Origin of the sequence: Streptococcus sp. X13SY08 (genome assembly GCF_001182825.2) — a bacterium.
Lineage (GTDB): Bacteria > Bacillota > Bacilli > Lactobacillales > Streptococcaceae > Streptococcus.
The window spans coordinates 463650-480071 of sequence record NZ_LFYO02000002.1 but is presented as its reverse complement, the minus strand read 5'-3'; the positions used below and the strand labels follow the sequence as shown (position 1 = coordinate 480071).

General features: G+C 41.0%; 15 protein-coding genes and 5 pseudogenes. 18 read left to right on the top strand and 2 right to left on the bottom strand.

The features are described 5' to 3' along the window. The first annotated feature begins 148 nt into the window (after window positions 1–148). Window positions 149–1829, top strand: a pseudogene (locus AEX56_RS03020) (ABC transporter ATP-binding protein). Between the two features lie 28 nt (window positions 1830–1857). Continuing rightward, window positions 1858–3597, top strand: a pseudogene (locus tag AEX56_RS03015) (ABC transporter ATP-binding protein). 74 nt (window positions 3598–3671) lie between these two features. Here AEX56_RS03015 and AEX56_RS09490 read toward each other — a convergent pair. Further along, window positions 3672–3740 (bottom strand): tautomerase family protein, encoded by a 69-nt coding sequence (locus tag AEX56_RS09490; RefSeq protein WP_131542158.1) that lies wholly within the window; start codon window positions 3738–3740, stop codon window positions 3672–3674. A gap of 96 nt (window positions 3741–3836) precedes the next feature. Here AEX56_RS09490 and AEX56_RS03010 point away from each other — a divergent pair, with 96 nt between their 5' ends. The 16 genes and pseudogenes from AEX56_RS03010 to AEX56_RS09485 all read left to right on the top strand — a co-directional run bounded on the left by AEX56_RS03010 (window position 3837) and on the right by AEX56_RS09485 (window position 14515). Then, a complete protein-coding gene (locus tag AEX56_RS03010) occupies window positions 3837–4610 on the top strand; it encodes a sulfite exporter TauE/SafE family protein (RefSeq protein ID WP_049617844.1) in 774 nt (257 codons plus the stop codon). A gap of 10 nt (window positions 4611–4620) precedes the next feature. Further along, window positions 4621–4806 (top strand): sulfatase-like hydrolase/transferase, encoded by a 186-nt coding sequence (locus AEX56_RS03005; protein ID WP_049617843.1) that lies wholly within the window; start codon window positions 4621–4623, stop codon window positions 4804–4806. A gap of 6 nt (window positions 4807–4812) precedes the next feature. Continuing rightward, window positions 4813–5592 (top strand): sulfatase-like hydrolase/transferase, encoded by a 780-nt coding sequence (locus AEX56_RS03000; RefSeq protein WP_049617842.1) that lies wholly within the window; start codon window positions 4813–4815, stop codon window positions 5590–5592. Next, window positions 5589–5765, top strand: a complete 177-nt coding sequence (locus AEX56_RS08395) for a hypothetical protein (protein ID WP_165497245.1) — start codon at window positions 5589–5591, stop codon at window positions 5763–5765. Before AEX56_RS03000 ends, AEX56_RS08395 begins: the two co-directional genes overlap by 4 nt. Beyond that, on the top strand, window positions 5717–6052 hold the full coding sequence (locus tag AEX56_RS02995; protein ID WP_049617841.1) for a hypothetical protein: 336 nt from the start codon (window positions 5717–5719) through the stop codon (window positions 6050–6052). The genes AEX56_RS08395 and AEX56_RS02995 overlap by 49 nt, the downstream gene beginning before the upstream one ends. Further along, window positions 6042–6865: pseudogene (locus tag AEX56_RS02990) on the top strand (formylglycine-generating enzyme family protein). The gene AEX56_RS02995 and the pseudogene AEX56_RS02990 overlap by 11 nt, the downstream one beginning before the upstream one ends. A 60-nt stretch (window positions 6866–6925) precedes the next feature. Next, window positions 6926–7495: a thymidine kinase gene (locus AEX56_RS02985; protein ID WP_049617839.1), complete on the top strand. Its 570-nt coding sequence runs from the start codon at window positions 6926–6928 to the stop codon at window positions 7493–7495. 400 nt (window positions 7496–7895) lie between these two features. Beyond that, window positions 7896–8975: a peptide chain release factor 1 gene (prfA, locus tag AEX56_RS02980; RefSeq protein ID WP_049617838.1), complete on the top strand. Its 1080-nt coding sequence runs from the start codon at window positions 7896–7898 to the stop codon at window positions 8973–8975. Continuing rightward, entirely contained in the window at window positions 8975–9811 is an 837-nt protein-coding gene (gene prmC / locus AEX56_RS02975; protein ID WP_049617837.1) for a peptide chain release factor N(5)-glutamine methyltransferase, read from the top strand. Before prfA ends, prmC begins: the two co-directional genes overlap by 1 nt. Further along, window positions 9798–10403 (top strand): L-threonylcarbamoyladenylate synthase, encoded by a 606-nt coding sequence (locus AEX56_RS02970; RefSeq protein WP_049617836.1) that lies wholly within the window; start codon window positions 9798–9800, stop codon window positions 10401–10403. Before prmC ends, AEX56_RS02970 begins: the two co-directional genes overlap by 14 nt. Next, window positions 10404–10871: a GNAT family N-acetyltransferase gene (locus AEX56_RS02965; protein ID WP_049617835.1), complete on the top strand. Its 468-nt coding sequence runs from the start codon at window positions 10404–10406 to the stop codon at window positions 10869–10871. Window positions 10872–10881: 10 nt separating this feature from the next. Then, window positions 10882–12138, top strand: coding sequence for a serine hydroxymethyltransferase (gene glyA, locus AEX56_RS02960; RefSeq protein ID WP_049617834.1), 1257 nt, complete (start codon window positions 10882–10884; stop codon window positions 12136–12138). 2 nt (window positions 12139–12140) lie between these two features. Next, the gene (locus tag AEX56_RS02955) at window positions 12141–13115 is read left to right on the top strand and encodes a nucleoid-associated protein (RefSeq protein WP_049617833.1); all 975 of its coding nucleotides are present in this window, start codon (window positions 12141–12143) and stop codon (window positions 13113–13115) included. A 22-nt stretch (window positions 13116–13137) separates the two neighbouring features. Further along, window positions 13138–13665 (top strand): annotated as a pseudogene (locus tag AEX56_RS02950) (lysozyme family protein); the annotation flags it as partial. Between the two features lie 92 nt (window positions 13666–13757). Next, a pseudogene (locus tag AEX56_RS02945) lies at window positions 13758–14408 on the top strand (SDR family NAD(P)-dependent oxidoreductase); the annotation flags it as partial. Between the two features lie 8 nt (window positions 14409–14416). After that, the gene (locus AEX56_RS09485; protein WP_443031007.1) at window positions 14417–14515 is read left to right on the top strand and encodes an excalibur calcium-binding domain-containing protein; all 99 of its coding nucleotides are present in this window, start codon (window positions 14417–14419) and stop codon (window positions 14513–14515) included. A gap of 9 nt (window positions 14516–14524) precedes the next feature. Here AEX56_RS09485 and guaA read toward each other — a convergent pair whose 3' ends face one another. Continuing rightward, window positions 14525–16111, bottom strand: coding sequence for a glutamine-hydrolyzing GMP synthase (gene guaA / locus AEX56_RS02940; protein WP_236682957.1), 1587 nt, complete (start codon window positions 16109–16111; stop codon window positions 14525–14527). Between the last annotated feature and the right edge of the window lie 311 nt (window positions 16112–16422).

Genomic DNA, 16422 nt, shown 5'->3' with positions numbered 1-16422 from the left:
AATGTCATTTATTCATAAAAATATGTAAAATATGCTATACTAGCATCATTGAAGTGCATGATAGCATATTTTTATCACTAAAGTGGTTTGGAACAATTTTTGTCCCAAACCCTTTCTTATCTGTGCTAATTAGTACGAAGGAGGAACTATGAATCTGATTTGGTCTTATCTGAAAACCAAGCCTAAGTGGTTATTGCTAGACTTGATTGGTGGATTTTTCTTTGTTGTTGTCAATCTAGGTATGCCAACAATTTTGGCAAAAATGATTGATGAGGGTATTACAAAAAATAATCCCCAACGGCTCAATTTCTGGGCCTTGATGATGTTGCTTATTATTCTTTTGGGAATTTTAGGACGGATTGTCTTATCCTATGCATCTAGTAAGCTGACTACCACCATGATTAAAGAAATGCGTGGGGATATGTATCATAAGTTGCAGGGCTATTCGCATCATGAATTTGAAAAGATTGGGGTATCATCGCTTGTGACCCGTATGACCAGTGATGCCTATGTTCTGATGCAATTTGCTGAAATGTCATTGCGTTTAGGAATTGTGACTCCGCTCATGATGATTTTTTCTGTGATCATGATTTTAATGACTAGCCCCTCTCTTGCTTGGATCGTGGCGGTTTCTATGCCATTTTTGGTTGTTGTTGTGCTGTATGTAGCGGCCAAAACTCGTCCGCTGTCAGAGAGACAGCAGAAAACATTAGACCATATCAATCAATATGTTCGCGAGAATCTTATGGGGTTACGGGTTATACGTGCCTTTGCGCGTGAGGATTTTCAAGAGGAGCGCTTTGCTGAAAAAAAATGAAGACTACACAAACATTTCAAAAGGTCTTTTCTATTGTTTGGTTTGCCTTGGATCCATTGGCTAAATCTCAATTACAAGTTGGTGACTTGGTTGCTTTATCGAATATAGCTTTCACGCGCTTTTTTAATTCTTGATATTTGCTAATCTCTTTACCATGTACCCGCGCATGGCAGTCTCTAGCAGTCGGATTCAGGAAGTCATGGACACGCCTATTTCTATCAATCCGAATGAAGATGGTATTACTGAGACAGACAGTAAGGGGTACCTGGAGTTTGATAATGTGACCTTTGCCTATCCAGGCGAGACAGAGAGTCCTGTTCTCCATAATATTTCCTTTAAAACAAAACCTGAGGAAACGATTGCCTTTGTTGGCTCAACGGGTTCAGGAAAATCCTCTTTGGTTAATTTGATTCCGCGTTTCTTTGATGTAACCTTAGGACGGATTTTGGTTGACGGAGTAGATGTCAGAGACTATAATCTAAAAGCTCTTCGCCGCAAGATTGGCTTTATTCCACAAAAAGCTCTGCTATTTACCGGAACCATCCAAGAAAACCTTCAGTATGGTAAGGCTGATGCGACTATACCAGAATTGGACCAAGCGACAGAAGTAGCGCAGGCTAAAGAATTCATTGCTAGCCGAGAAGAGGGTTACGCAACCCATCTGGCTGAGGGTGCAAGCAACTTATCGGGTGGTCAAAAACAACGCTTGTCCATTGCACGTGCGGTTGTCAAGACTCCTGATATCTATATTTTTGATGATTCTTTCTCTGCACTGGACTACAAGACGGATGCCGTTTTACGTCGTCGTCTCAAAGAAGTGACCAGAAATGCGATGGTCCTTATCGTAGCGCAGCGTGTTAGAACGATTATGGATGCGGACCAGATCGTCGTCTTAGACCAAGGGGAAATTGTCGGACGTGGTACTCATGCTGAGTTGGTGGAAAGCAATGACATTTATCGTGAAATTGCCAATTCTCAGCTCAATAATCAGAGTCTAACAGAAGGAGAATAGTTGTGAAAGAAAAAATGTCTTTTTACGCTTGTGGACTTATCTCAAGCACTATAAACTGTCTCTCTTTTTAGCTATTTTCCTAAAGATCGTGTCAAGTGTCATGAATGTTCTGGAACCTTTTGTACTTGGTTTGGTCATTACGGAATTGACTAGCAATCTTTTGGATATGGCAAAAGGTGTAGAAGGAGCTGGTATCAATACAGGCTATATTTTCTGGGTTTTGCTAATTTATGCTGTGCGTGCCCTTTTCTATGAAATCGGTGCCTATGGTTCTAACTATTTTATGACGCGCACTGTGCAACATTCCATTCGTGATTTGCGCAATGATATGAGTCAAAAAATCAATCATATCCCTATTTCTTATTTTGATAAGCACCAGTTCGGGGATATGCTAGGACGATTTACTAATGATGTGGAGACTGTGTCGAACGCCTTGCAACAATCATTCTTACAGATCATCAATGCCATTCTCAGCTTGGTTTTGGTCATTGCTATGGTCTTGATTTTGAATGCTAAACTTGCTTTGGTTGTCTTGTTAAGTATGCCTATTACCTACTTTAGTGCACAGGCTATTCTTAAAAAATCTCAGCCCTATTTCAAACGTCAAGCCAATGTTCTGGGGAAGATGAATGGATTTGTCCAAGAGAATTTGACTGGTTTTAATGTCTTAAAATTATATGGTCGCGAGGAAATGTCAGCCAAAGAATTTGTCAACATTACGGATGAACTTCAAGATGTTGGTTTCAAAGCTAGTTTTGTGTCGGGAATTATGATGCCAATCTTGCACGGAATTTCTGATTTTACCTATCTTTTGATAGCTTTTCTAGGAGCCCTGCAAGTCATGGCGGGTAAAATGACTATCGGGAATGTCCAAGTCTTTGTTCAGTACGTTTTCCAAATTGGTCAACCCATTCAGACCTTGACTCAGCTAGCGGGAATTTTACAAAGCGCCAAGTCCTCTTTGGAACGCATCTTCCAAGTGTTGGATGAAACAGAAGAAGCTGCTAATGTGACAGAAACACTGGATAAGGATTTGACAGGTCAGGTTAGTTTTAACCATGTTGATTTCCAATATATCGAAGGTAAGCCACTCATTCGCGACTTCAATTTGGATGTTGAGCCTGTCTGGTCAGATGATTGCCGTTGTTGGTCCAACTGGAGCTGGCAAGACGACACTGATTAATCTTCTCATGCGTTTTTACGACGTGACCAGTGGGTCTATTACTGTAGATGGTCATGATATTCGTAATCTTTCTCGCCAAGAATACCGCAAGCAATTTGGCATGGTTTTGCAAGATGCTTGGCTCTACGAAGGAACGATCAAGGAAAATCTTCGTTTTGGAAATCTAGATGCAACGGAACGGACCAAGAAATCGTCGATGCTGCCAAAGCTGCCAATGTAGACCATTTTATCCGCACACTTCCAGGTGGTTACAATATGGAAATGAACCAAGAGTCTAGCAATGTTTCGTTAGGACAAAAGCAGCTATTGACGATTGCGCGTGCGCTCTTGGCTGATCCCAAAATCTTGATTTTAGATGAGGCAATTTCCTCTGTTGACACTCGTTTGGAATTATTGATTCAAAAAGCTATGAAACGTCTCATGCAGGGACGAACGAGCTTTGTGATTGCCCACCGTTTGTGTTTGTCCACCATTCAAGAGGCCGATAAAATTCTGGTCTTAAAAGATGGACAAATTATCGAACAAGGAAATCATGAAACTTTACTGGCCGATAAAGGTTTCTACCATGATCTCTATATGAGCTAATTTAGTTCACAAGAAGTATAAAGAAATCCTCCCTACAAAATGTAGTGGAGGATTTTTCTTAATCTATTTGCGTTTCATTTCATCTTCTGTATCTTTTGTTCTTCTGTGCGCCCTTCAAATAAATCAATTTTTACAAATGGCATACTATTCTCCCTTGAAATTTTTCTTTGTTATATCATAAATCCGCTTTCACATACCTTTATATAGTGCTATAATGAAGAGAAGGAGGGATATTCACTATGCTGATTTATCTATTCATTGTCTTGTTGGCAACGACTGTGGGAGCCGTGACCGGCCTTGGTGGTGGTGTCATTATTAAGCCTTTATTTGATATGATTGGACAAGATACACCGAGTGCTATCGGATTTTACTCGTCGGTAGTGGTTTTTACCATGTGTTTAGTGGCCATTTACAAGCAGTACAAAAAAGGCTTTTCTTTCGATCTTAAAATGCTTCTGTCCGTTTCAATTGGTTCCGTCATTGGTGGATTATTGGGCGGAGAAATTTTTTCACTAGCTACTCGTTCATTTTCAGTTAGCCAAGTGAAAGTGATTCAGGCCAGTTTGCTCTTACTCACTTTAGTGACCATTGTTCTATATACAATTAACAAAGAAAAAATTGCAACTCTTCATACAAAAAATTTATTCGTCATCTTTGCCTTGGGATTATTCCTCGGGACCATTTCAGTTTTTTTAGGCATTGGAGGAGGCCCTCTCAATGTAGCTCTTCTCATGTATCTCTTTTCTTTTTCCATTCGAGATGCAGCAGTCTATTCTATTGCGACTATCTTTTTTTCTCAATTCTCCAATCTCAGCTCTGCTATTTTAACAAAAGAATCCCTAGCCTATAATCTAGGGATGTTACCCTACTTGATGGTGGTGGCCATTATTGGAGGCTACTTGGGAACCCTGCTTAATCAACGTTTGTCTGAAAAGAATATTGAGCGTTTTTATATGACTTTGATGGTGCTGTTGATGATTGTGTCTATTTACAATATTGCTAGTAACTTATAGGAGACAACTCATGAAAAAACCAAATATTATACTTATTTTTGCAGACGACTTGGGGATAGGAGATGTGTCTGTCTTTAATCCTCAATCCAAAATCAAAACAGAGTCTCTAGAACAACGCTTGGCAAAACAGGGGATGTTTTTTACAGATTCCTATGCTACATCGGCCCTTTGTACACCATCACGCTATGGGATTTAATGGCATTTGAACTTAGACTGGGTCTTAAAACCTGAGAAAGATTATACTCGTTTTGGGCTCAATCCTGATCATTTTGAAGAGCCAGTTCACCAAGTAGGACGTGATCACTTTTTTGACCATTCAGAAAAGAAGAATTGGGCAGCTATTGAAGGATTAGATATTGATTACAGTCAGCCAATTACCTATGGTCCGCTACAAATGGGGTTTGATTGCTTCTTTGGGACTTCGGCTTCGTTGGATCAGCCACCATATGTTTATACCGAAAATGATCGAGTCTTGGAGGAGCCAACAGTCATTTCAGGTCGTTTCCAGATTGATCGTACAGGTGGTCATCAGCAACGGACTTGGCAGGTAGGACCTGCAGCGCCAGAATTCAGCAATAAGCAGATACCTATTGATATGCAGCGCAAGGTCTTGGAGTTAATGGATGATTATAGTCAAGAGGATCAGCCATTTTTTATCTATTACCCTATGCATTTGGTGCATGGTCCCTTGCTTCCTGCGGATGAGTTCAAAGGAAAGTCTGGTATCGGTGTTTACGGAGATTTCGTGCTCCAGATGGATGCCTATGTCAGACAAATTATGGATAGTCTTAAAGAAAAAGGACTGGACCAAGATACCTTGTTGATCTTTACGAGTGATAATGGTGTATCAGGAGTATCAGACATTGAAGTTCTAGATGCTCTAGGACACGACACGATTCGAGTGCCATTTATCGCGGTTCCAAGTCTGATATTTGGGAAGGCGGCCATCGAGAGCCAAACATTATTTCCTATCCACCTGTGATTGAACCAAACAGCCAGTCCAACCACATGGTGTCGCATTCGGATATTTATCGAACCATTGCCGATTTGCTGGAGGTAGATTTATCAGATACGGAAGCAGAAGATTCGGTTTCCAACCTTCCATTATGGCAGGGAATGGTGGCTTTTCTATTCGTCGTGGTTTTTGGAAATTAACCTTCGTTCGCTACGGTCGGGGCATGAAGGTTCGCCTGCGTAAGGCACAAGGTTTGGATATCTCTGATGATTATCAAGCCTATGAGCTTTATGATTTACGTGATGACATCAGTGAGACGCATAACGTGATCGACCAACATCCAGAAATTGTTGCAGAATTGAGCAAGTCCTTAGCAGACTACATCAAAAATGGACGATCAACACCTGGACAACCTCAATCAAATGAACCACTCCGCTATGCCAAGTGGCCACAAATAAACTTTATGGAGGGGATTGATGACAAGTAATGAAGAAATGATACTCATCAAAGGCGGTCGTTTTCTGATGGGAACCAATGACCACCTAGGCTTTCAAGATGATTTGGAAGGTCCCACGACAGAGGTCCACGTGGCTGATTTTTATATGGATAAAACAACAGTCACCAATCGTGATTTTTTAACATTTTTTCAAGACACAGGTTATGTGACAGACGCAGAGCGTTTTGGTTTTTCCTATGTTTTTCACTTACTCTTGTCAGATGAGCAAAAAAAAGCTAGGCTGGCAGCTGGTTCAACCTGGTGGTATGAAGTCGCAGATGCTTCTTGGCGCATGCCTGAAGGTCCAGGATCTTCCATTGCTGAGTGTATGGACCATCCAGTCGTCCACGTTTCTTATCATGATGCTTACCACTACGCCAAATGGGCTGGAAAACGATTACCGCTCGAAAGCGAATGGGAATATGCCTGTCGTGGCGGAAAAGAAGGTCTAATTTTCCCATGGGGAATAGCGCTGATGACGGTTTTATCGGGACCGCACCAGCAAAATGGTACGAACCAAATGGCTATGGACTCTATCAAATGATTGAGAATGTCTGGGAATGGTGTCTCAACTCTGGACGAATTCCTTTGCAAGAATTTGCGACGAAAAGCTCACAAGAATTTATCCAAGAAAGTCAGGAAATAATACCTTCCCATGCGGATAGCTTACGTGCACTACGCGAGGGGGTCTATCTGTGTCATATTTCTTCCTGTGCACGCTATCGCAATGCAGGACGTAATAGTAACACTGCACTTTCCTCAACAAGCAATACAGGATTTCGCTGTGTGCGAGATGTCAACTAGTCTTTCCATGCTTTGCTATTTGTGGTAAAATGAAATGAATATCTACGAAGGAAGGCTGACATGGCTCAATTTTATTTTAAATATGGTTCGATGAATTCTGGCAAAACCATTGAGATTTTGAAAGTGGCGCACAATTACGAAGAGCAGGGGAAAAATGTGGTGATTATGACCTCTGCTATTGATACGCGTGCAGGAGTGGGCGTTGTAGCGAGTCGAATTGGGATGCAACGCGAAGCCATTGCTATCGAAGATGACACGGATGTCTATGCTCTTATTGAAAAGATGGATCCCAAACCTTATTGTATTTTGATTGATGAAGCGCAATTTTTGACCAAGAAGCATGTATATGATTTTGCCCGAGTGGTTGATGATTTAGATGTTCCTGTCATGGCATTTGGCTTAAAAAATGATTTCCGGAATGAGCTTTTTGAAGGTTCAAAATATCTTCTTCTGTTGGCGGACAAAATTGATGAAATCAAAACTATTTGCCAATTTTGCTCTAAAAAAGCGACTATGGTCTTGCGGACAGTGGATGGAAAACCTGTTTACGAAGGGGAACAAATCCAAATTGGCGGTAATGAAACCTATATTCCGGTTTGTCGTAAGCATTATTTTCGTCCTGAAATCTAAGAGAGCTGTGCTCTTTGAGAATATGGATAAGCTAAATTTTCAAATACAAAATTATACAGTTCTGTGGATACAAATGTAATAAAATAATTTATTTTCTTAACCAAGAGAGCGTATGCGAGAAAGACTCAGTAGAGCGCCGTGATGAAAGTGCTTGAAACAGGGACGTTTCAAGCATTCGGAAACTTTGAGACCTAGTCTCAAAGTTTAGGTATGGAATTCTGAAAGAAGTCGCTACCGTCCGTCATCACCTGAGGTACTATCGAAAAGAAGATTTAGTCTTCAATCTAAGAGAGCTTGCCTCTCTTTTTTTGAGGTTAAATTCCTACCCAAGTCCTCAATCTCTCAAAATTTTATGGTATAATAGACTGTAAGTTTTATTACAGTATGAGGAAAAATTTTTATGAATATTTATGATCAATTACAAGCGGTAGAAGACCGCTATGAAGAGTTGGGAGAATCGCTTTCAGACCCAGCTGTCGTCTCGGATACCAAGCGCTTTATGGAATTGTCCAAAGAAGAAGCAAGCACACGTGACACCGTCGCAGCTTATCGTGAGTACAAGCAAGTCATCCAAAACATCTCGGACTCAGAAGAGATGATTAAGGATGCTGGTGGCGATCCAGAATTGGAAGAAATGGCTAAGGAAGAGCTCAAAGAGTCTAAGGCTGCCAAGGAAGAATATGAAGAAAAACTCAAAATCCTTCTCTTACCCAAAGACCCTAACGATGGTAAAAATATCATCTTGGAAATACGCGGAGCTGCTGGTGGTGATGAGGCTGCGCTCTTTGCGGGTGATCTTTTGACCATGTATCAAAAATTTGCCGAAGGACAAGGCTGGCGGTTTGAAGTGATGGAGGCTTCTTACAACGGTGTTGGTGGTATCAAAGAAGTTGTTGCTATGGTATCAGGACAATCCGTTTATTCTAAACTCAAATATGAGTCTGGTGCTCACCGTGTACAACGTGTTCCAGTGACTGAAAGCCAAGGTCGTGTTCATACTTCTACAGCGACAGTGCTGATCATGCCAGAAGTAGAAGAGGTAGAATACGATATTGATCCTAAAGATCTTCGTTTGGATATCTACCATGCGTCTGGTGCAGGTGGACAGAACGTCAATAAAGTTGCGACAGCCGTTCGCATCGTCCACTTGCCGACCAATATCAAGGTTGAAATGCAGGAAGAACGTACCCAGCAGAAAAACCGCGATAAAGCTATGAAAATTATCCGTGCACGTGTCGCCGACCACTTTGCACAAATTGCTCAAGATGAGCAGGACGCAGAGCGTAAATCAACCATCGGTACAGGGGACCGCTCAGAGCGTATCCGTACCTATAACTTCCCGCAAAACCGCGTGACGGATCACCGCATCGGATTGACTCTTCAAAAATTGGACACCATTTTGGCTGGAAAATTAGATGAAGTAGTGGATGCCTTGGTGCTCTATGACCAAGCGCAAAAATTAGAAAAGCTCAATAACTAATGACAACATACGGACAAGTCGTCTCAGAACTGGCTGGAAAATTAGAACAAATAGGAGAGGAAAATCAAGCCCTCTCTTATGTTTTTAAGGAGTTAAAAGGCTGGACGACGACAGATTTTATTTTGCATTTGCGTGAATCTATCTCACAAGAGGATTTTGCTTTGCTGACTCAGATTTATGAGCAACTTGCTCAGTATATTCCGGCTCAGCATATCATGGGAAGCGCCTATTTTATGGACTTGAAGCTCAAGGTCAATCAGCACGTCCTCATTCCTCGCCCTGAGACGGAGGAGTTGGTGGAGCTCATTCTTTCAGAAAATAGCAGAGCGGATTTGCGGATTTTAGATATGGGTACAGGGAGCGGCGCCATCGCTATTGCATTGAAGCAAGCCCGACCCGACTGGTCTGTGACTGCAGTAGATATCTCACAAGAAGCACTAGCTATTGCCTCGGAAAATGCAGCAGCAGATCATGTTGACATTGAGTTTATCCTGTCTGACGTCTATGAAAATGTGCAGGAGAACTTTGATATTATCGTGTCTAACCCACCCTATATCGCCTATGAGGATGTTCACGAAGTAGGAAAAAATGTCTACGAGTATGAACCTCACAGTGCTCTTTTTGCAGATGAAAATGGTTTAGCGATTTATCGAAAAATATTGGTAGGTTCGGCGAATGTTTTAAGGCAAGATGGCAAAATTTATTTTGAAATTGGTTATAAGCAAGGGCAGGATATTTTGGCGTTAGCAAATCAGTATCTACCGCAATATGAGGCGCGTGTCGTACAAGATATCTACAAAAAAGATCGGATGGTGATTTTAGATGGAAATAAGTAAAATCCGAACAATCATTGAAGAGGGTGATGCAGTCATTCTGCCGACTGAAACGGTCTATGGTCTCTTTGCTCAAGCCTTGAATGAAGAGGCAGTTGATCAGGTATACCAGATAAAGCAGCGTCCACGAGATAAAGCAATGAATTTAAATGTAGCTAGTTTAAATGATATTCTGAAATACAGTCAAAATCCACCCATTTTTCTGGAAAAATTGTATAATAGATTTATGCCAGGTTCCTTAACGATTATCCTGAAATCAAACGGAAATGTTCCGTTTTGGATAAATTCTGGCTTGGAGACTGTTGGCTTTCGGATACCCAATCATCCGAAAACATTACAAATCATTGCTGAAACAGGTCCTTTAATCGGACCCTCCGCAAATATTTCTGGGAATGGAAGCGGACAAGTATTTTCTAAAATTGAGACTACCTTTGGATTTCAAATTTCTGGCATAGAGGATGATGCAGCTATTTCTGGCTTGGATTCCACTATTTTGGATTTATCTGGAGAACAGGCTCGTATTTTGCGACAAGGCGCTGTCACAAAAGCAGAGCTGCAAACTGCTATCCCAGAGATGAAATTTGAGGAGGTATAAATGATTAGACCTTTACAGTTAACGGATGCAGAGTTCTTGCAAGAAATTAATGAAATTGCGCTTGGTTATGCCTTTCCTCTGGAGGCTACCAAGTCGCAATTGGTAAGATTACTTGCTGACGATCATCATTTTTTAAAAGCATTTGTTGATGTTGATAGGAAACGTTTAGTGGCTTACGTACATGCGGAGCGTTATGAATCTTTGTATTCAGAGGCTAGATTTAATGTTTTGGCATTGGCTGTTCATCCTGATTTTCAGGGACGACAAATCGGTCAAAAACTCATGCAGGCTTTGGAAGATGAAGCGAGAGCACGACATCTGAGCTTTGTCCGCCTCAATTCGGGATCCAATCGGGAAGAAGCGCATGCTTTCTATAAAAAGATTGGGTATATCGACGATAAATTGCAAGTTCGTTTTTTAAAGGAACTTTGGTACCCCATCCTCAAAAAGGATTCACTCATAGCATAAAGGAGACATCATGATTTTTGATAAAGAAGACTACAAAGCATACGACGCGGAATTGTGGAACGCCATCTCTGCTGAAGAAAAACGCCAACAAAATAATATTGAATTGATTGCCTCTGAAAATGTGGTATCTAATGCCGTTATGGCAGCGCAAGGGTCTATTTTGACCAATAAATATGCTGAAGGTTATCCAGGACGTCGTTACTATGGTGGAACAGAGGTCGTGGATGTCATTGAAAACTTGGCCATTGATCGTGCCAAGGAAATTTTTGGTGCACAGTTTGCCAATGTTCAAGCACATTCTGGTAGTCAAGCCAATGCAGCAACCTATATGGCTTTGATTGAGCCAGGTGATACTGTATTGGGGATGGACTTGTCAGCTGGTGGCCACTTGACTCACGGAGCTTCTGTTAATTTTTCAGGGAAGACCTACAACTTTGTTGCTTATGGAGTGGACAAAGAAACAGAAACTTTGGATTACGATGCTATTTTGGCACGAGCTCAAGAAGTGCAACCAAAGCTGATTGTAGCAGGAGCGTCAGCCTACTCACGCATCATTGATTTTGCTAAATTCCGTGAAATTGCTGATAGCGTTGGTGCTAAACTCATGGTTGATATGGCACATATCGCTGGTCTTGTTGCAGCTGGTCTTCACCCAAATCCAGTTCCTTATGCGGATGTGGTCACATCAACTACCCATAAAACTCTTCGAGGACCACGTGGCGGTTTGATCTTGACTAACAATGAAGAACTAGCTAAGAAAATCAACTCTGCTGTCTTCCCTGGATTGCAAGGTGGACCACTTGAGCATGTCATTGCAGCAAAGGCTGTAGCCTTCAAGGAAAACTTGGATCCAGCTTTTAAAGAATACGCTCAAAATATCATTACCAACTGTAAAGCTATGGCGGACGTCTTTGAAGAGCACGATAAGTTCCGAGTCATTTCAGGTGGGACAGACAACCACGTCTTCCTTGTTGATGTGACAAAAGTGATTGAAAACGGGAAAGAAGCGCAACAACTTCTTGATGAAGTACACATTACGCTCAATAAAAACTCAATTCCATTTGAGACACTTTCGCCATTTAAAACCTCTGGTATCCGTATCGGTACAGCTGCCGTAACAGCTCGTGGTTTTGGTGTGGAAGAATGTCGCAAAGTAGCAAAATTGATTATCAAAACTTTAGAAAATGCGAGTGATCCTGCTGTCTTGGAGCAAGTACGTAAAGAAGTGACTGCTTTAACAGACCAGCTCCCACTCTATGAAAATTAAGCATGGATATTTACATAAAAGAAGCCATTATTCACCAATTTAGCCCAGATGATACGGAGCTATTCCTTGCGGATAGTCTCCTCGTCATCAGCCCTAAAATCGAAGAATATCTTCGTAAGAAAATTGAACGAGTCTATTCCGACGAAGCCAAAACAGGTCGATTTACAGCCGAGAATACTTTTTTGGAAAACATCTCAGATGACCTTATGACTACCTCATACCAGATTGTCAAAGCTTGGCACGAAGAGTTTTCTGTGTCTGAGAATCAAAAAACCAACGATCTCATTTTTGTGCGCTTTGAAAAAAATGGTGTAGAGCATTTAGTTTTCTTACGTATTTCTTTGCGGGAAAATTTGGTGCACAATGGCAGCGAAAGCGACCGTCCCCTTCAAACAACGCAAAATAATTTACCCAGTGCTGGTTCAGCTCCCGATGAAGCTCTTATCATCAACTTGACTACTTACGATTATCTTTTGATTGAAAAGCGAATCAAGTATAATGGAGCTTTTCTAAATTATTTCTCGGATAATCTCTTGCAAGTAACGCCTACCATTTCTGCTAAAAAATCTATCAAGGAAGTGGAAAAAACGGCACAAAAAATTGCGGAAAACTTTAATCGTGATGATTTTCAATTTCAGACAAAAGTCAAGTCCGCTATTTTTTCCAATTTGGAAGAAGACAATGAGATTTCTCCTGAAAAACTAGCTGACCAACTCTTTGAAGATAATTTGACAGCACGTCTGAGCTTCGTTGACGAACTTAAAGAAGTTATTCCGGACAAGATTTCATTTACTGAGATCGACGCTAGTCGCCAGCTTAAGAAATTCGAAAATCAGAAACTGTCTTTATCTAACGGAATTGAGCTGATTGTGCCAAATAATGTTTATGAAGATGCAGAATCTGTTGAGTTTATCCAAAATGAGAACGGAACTTATTCTATTCTCATTAAAAATATAGAAGATATAAAAAATAAATGAAAAAATTAACAAGAAGGCTTTTCAGCAGGTGATGACCTATGAACCTGTAGTAGAAGAAGTGCTGGCTGAAAATGACAATACAGCCAATAAAGAGCTGATACTGGCTATGATTTACACAGAAACAAAAGGTGAACAAGTAGACGTGATGCAATCTAGCGAGTCTGCTACGGGCTATGTCAACACTATTACTGATAGCAAGGAAAGCATCCATAAGGGAATTGAATTTTTAAGTGAAAACTTAAGACTAGCCGACCAACAAGGAGTTGATGTTTGGACGGCCGTGCAAGCCTACAATTACGGACCAGCCTACATCAAGTATATTGCTCAACATGGTGGGAAAAATACAATTAAGTTAGCTACTGCCTATTCTAAAAATGTCGTTGCCCCGAGCTTAGGGAATGACAGCAGTAAAACCTATACCTACTATCATCCTCTCGCCCTTTTAAATGGTGGGAAACTCTATGTTAATGGCGGAAATATCTATTATTCACGTCAAGTGCATTTTAATCTTTATTTGATAAAAATTATTCATTTTTTCACCCAAGAGTAAAATTCTTGGGTATTTTTCTAGAAAATTTTCGAATAGTATAGTTGAAGATGGTATAATGGTTTCAATTAAACTTATAGCAAGGAGTGGATAATATGAATAGAAATGTTGTGATCACTGGTGCAACAAGTGGAATTGGAAAAGCCATCGCCTATGCATTTGCAAAAAATGGTGATAAGTCGTCGTGACAGGACGAAGAGACCACTTACTGAGTCAAATTCAGCATGAATTAGAAACCGAATTTGGAGTAAAGGTCTGGGCTTATGAATTAGACGTGACAAGTCCCAATTCTGTCAAAAAAGTGTGTGAGGCTATTTTCGAAGATGTGAAGCAAGTTCATATCTTGGTCAATAATGCTGGTCTCGCTTTGGGGCTAGATAAATTCTATGAATCTGACATGACTGATGTTGTAACCATGTTAGATACCAACGTTAAAGGTCTCCTCTATATGACTCGTCATGACTCGTCGTTTCTTGCCTCGTATGGTGGAGGAAAATCAAGGTCACATCATTAATATGGGGTCAACGGCAGGGATTTATGCCTATGCAGGAGCTGCAGTGTATGCGGCTACTAAGGCAGCGGTTAAATTCTTGAGCGATGGCATTCGGATTGATACGATTGAAAAAAATATTAAGGTATCCACCATCCAACCAGGCATTGTGGAAACTGATTTTAGTCAGGTACGATTCCACGGGGATAAGGAGCGTGCCGATACGGTCTACAAAATTATATCCAGTATGCTAGCTGTAAAGAAGTGGTCGATGCTGGAAAAGCTCCTATTCATAATGAAGAACAAGGCTATAGTACTGACCTTTACCGAGATGGTGATGGAATCGCCTGCGACATAGAATAATCAGTAATATCATGTTATAAGTGCATACAAATATCCCACCAAGAGAGTTTCTTGGTGGGATATTTGTTGGGGAATTGTACCTTGTTCATCGGTCTTCCGGTTGACGTGGTCGACTTCATTGACGATACGTGTTGATATTTTTTTGAGGACATCCCATGGGAGTTGAGCAAAATCTGCCGTCATTCCGTCAATAGATGTGATAGCACGGATGGCGATAGTGTAATCGTAGGTACGTCCATCACCCATGACACCGACAGAGCGAACACCGGTATTAACTGTGAAATATTGCCATACATCGCGGTCAAGGCCCGCTTTGGCAATTTCTTCACGGAGAATAGCATCGGATTCACGAACTGTTTCTAATTTTTCTTCAGTGATTTCACCCATTACACGGATAGCAAGTCCTGGTCCTGGGAATGGGTGGCGCCACACGACTTCATCAGGCATACCAAGAGCAGTACCTAGCGCTCGAACCTCGTCTTTGAAAAGGGTATTCAGTGGTTCAATCAATTTAAACTGCATATCTTCTGGCAATCCACCGACGTTATGGTGAGATTTGATGGTTTCTGCAGTTTCTGTACCAGACTCGATAATGTCAGTATAAAGTGTTCCTTGGGCAAGGAAATCAACGCCTTTGAGCTTGCTTGCTTCGTCATCAAAGACATAAACAAACTCATTACCGATAATTTTACGTTTCTTCTCTGGGTCATCAACGCCAGCCAATAAATCAAGGAAGCGTTTTGATGCATCTACGCGAATGATATTGAGGCCGAATTTGCCACCTAGCATATCCATTACTTGATCGCCTTCATTTTTACGGAGAAGTCCGTGATCAACGAAGATACAGGTCAATTGATCGCCAATCGCACGCTGGAGAAGGACACCAACAACAGATGAGTCAACGCCACCTGAGAGACCTAAAAGAACTTTTTTATCGCCAACAGTGGCACGGATTTTCTCGATTTCCATATCAATGAAATTATCCATAGACCAATCTTGGCGAGCACCACAAATATTGACTGCAAAGTTTTTTAAGATATCATTTCCGTAGACAGAATGACGTACCTCTGGATGAAATTGAATACCGTAGAAGCTTTTCTCGGTATTTTCAATCGCAGCATAAGGACAATCAACTGAATCACCTACCAAGTGGAAGCCAGCTGGAATTTCAGTGACAGCATCCCCATGGCTCATGAGAACCAATTGCTCCTCGGGTATTCCTGCAAAGAGTTTTGACTCGGTACGAAGGCGAAGGGTAGATTGACCGTACTCGCGATTACCCGCTTGGCCAGCTGGGACTACTTCACCACCTAATTTATGAGTGATAAGCTGCATGCCATAACAAATACCTAGGATTGGAATTCCTAATTCGAAGATTTCTTCATCAATATCAAAGGCATTGTCTGCGTACACTGAGTTTGGACCACCCGAAAGAACGATCCCAATTGGTGCGATTTCACGCAATTCTGCTGCCGTAATTTTGTGATTTTTCAATTCTGAAAATACACCGAACTCACGAATACGACGTGCAATCAATTGATTGTATTGGCTACCGTAATCAAGAACGATGATCTTTTGAAGCTCTTGTTTGATCATTATTTTCCTTTCAAATTCAAAAAAATTTAAAATCTTAGAAATCATTTTATCATAAATGCGAACATTTTGCAGTAAGAATAGTTAAAATTTAACAATTTTGATAAAATAAGAGAATGTTTGTAGAAAGGAAAAATCCATGAAGAGAAAACGAAGGGCAAAGCGCCGAGTTTTTTTAGACCGATTGATTTTCTGATTTTAGGAAGCCTCATTGTCGGTACGATTGTCTTTGTCATAAACGTCACTGATTTACCAACTTTAAAACAGGATATCCAGAGAATCATTCCATTCGCGTGGGCCCAGTCAAAGCCCAA

Coding starts and splice junctions, on each gene's coding strand:
- AEX56_RS02955 (WP_049617833.1), top strand. CDS start 12,141: ATGGATATTTACATAAAAGAAGCCATTATTCACCAATTTAGCCCAGAT.
- AEX56_RS02995 (WP_049617841.1), top strand. CDS start 5,717: ATGGCAGGGAATGGTGGCTTTTCTATTCGTCGTGGTTTTTGGAAATTA.
- AEX56_RS02970 (WP_049617836.1), top strand. CDS start 9,798: ATGGAAATAAGTAAAATCCGAACAATCATTGAAGAGGGTGATGCAGTC.
- AEX56_RS02965 (WP_049617835.1), top strand. CDS start 10,404: ATGATTAGACCTTTACAGTTAACGGATGCAGAGTTCTTGCAAGAAATT.
- glyA (WP_049617834.1), top strand. CDS start 10,882: ATGATTTTTGATAAAGAAGACTACAAAGCATACGACGCGGAATTGTGG.
- prfA (WP_049617838.1), top strand. CDS start 7,896: ATGAATATTTATGATCAATTACAAGCGGTAGAAGACCGCTATGAAGAG.
- guaA (WP_236682957.1), bottom strand. CDS start 16,111: ATGATCAAACAAGAGCTTCAAAAGATCATCGTTCTTGATTACGGTAGC.
- AEX56_RS03005 (WP_049617843.1), top strand. CDS start 4,621: ATGAAAAAACCAAATATTATACTTATTTTTGCAGACGACTTGGGGATA.
- prmC (WP_049617837.1), top strand. CDS start 8,975: ATGACAACATACGGACAAGTCGTCTCAGAACTGGCTGGAAAATTAGAA.
- AEX56_RS03010 (WP_049617844.1), top strand. CDS start 3,837: ATGCTGATTTATCTATTCATTGTCTTGTTGGCAACGACTGTGGGAGCC.
- AEX56_RS02985 (WP_049617839.1), top strand. CDS start 6,926: ATGGCTCAATTTTATTTTAAATATGGTTCGATGAATTCTGGCAAAACC.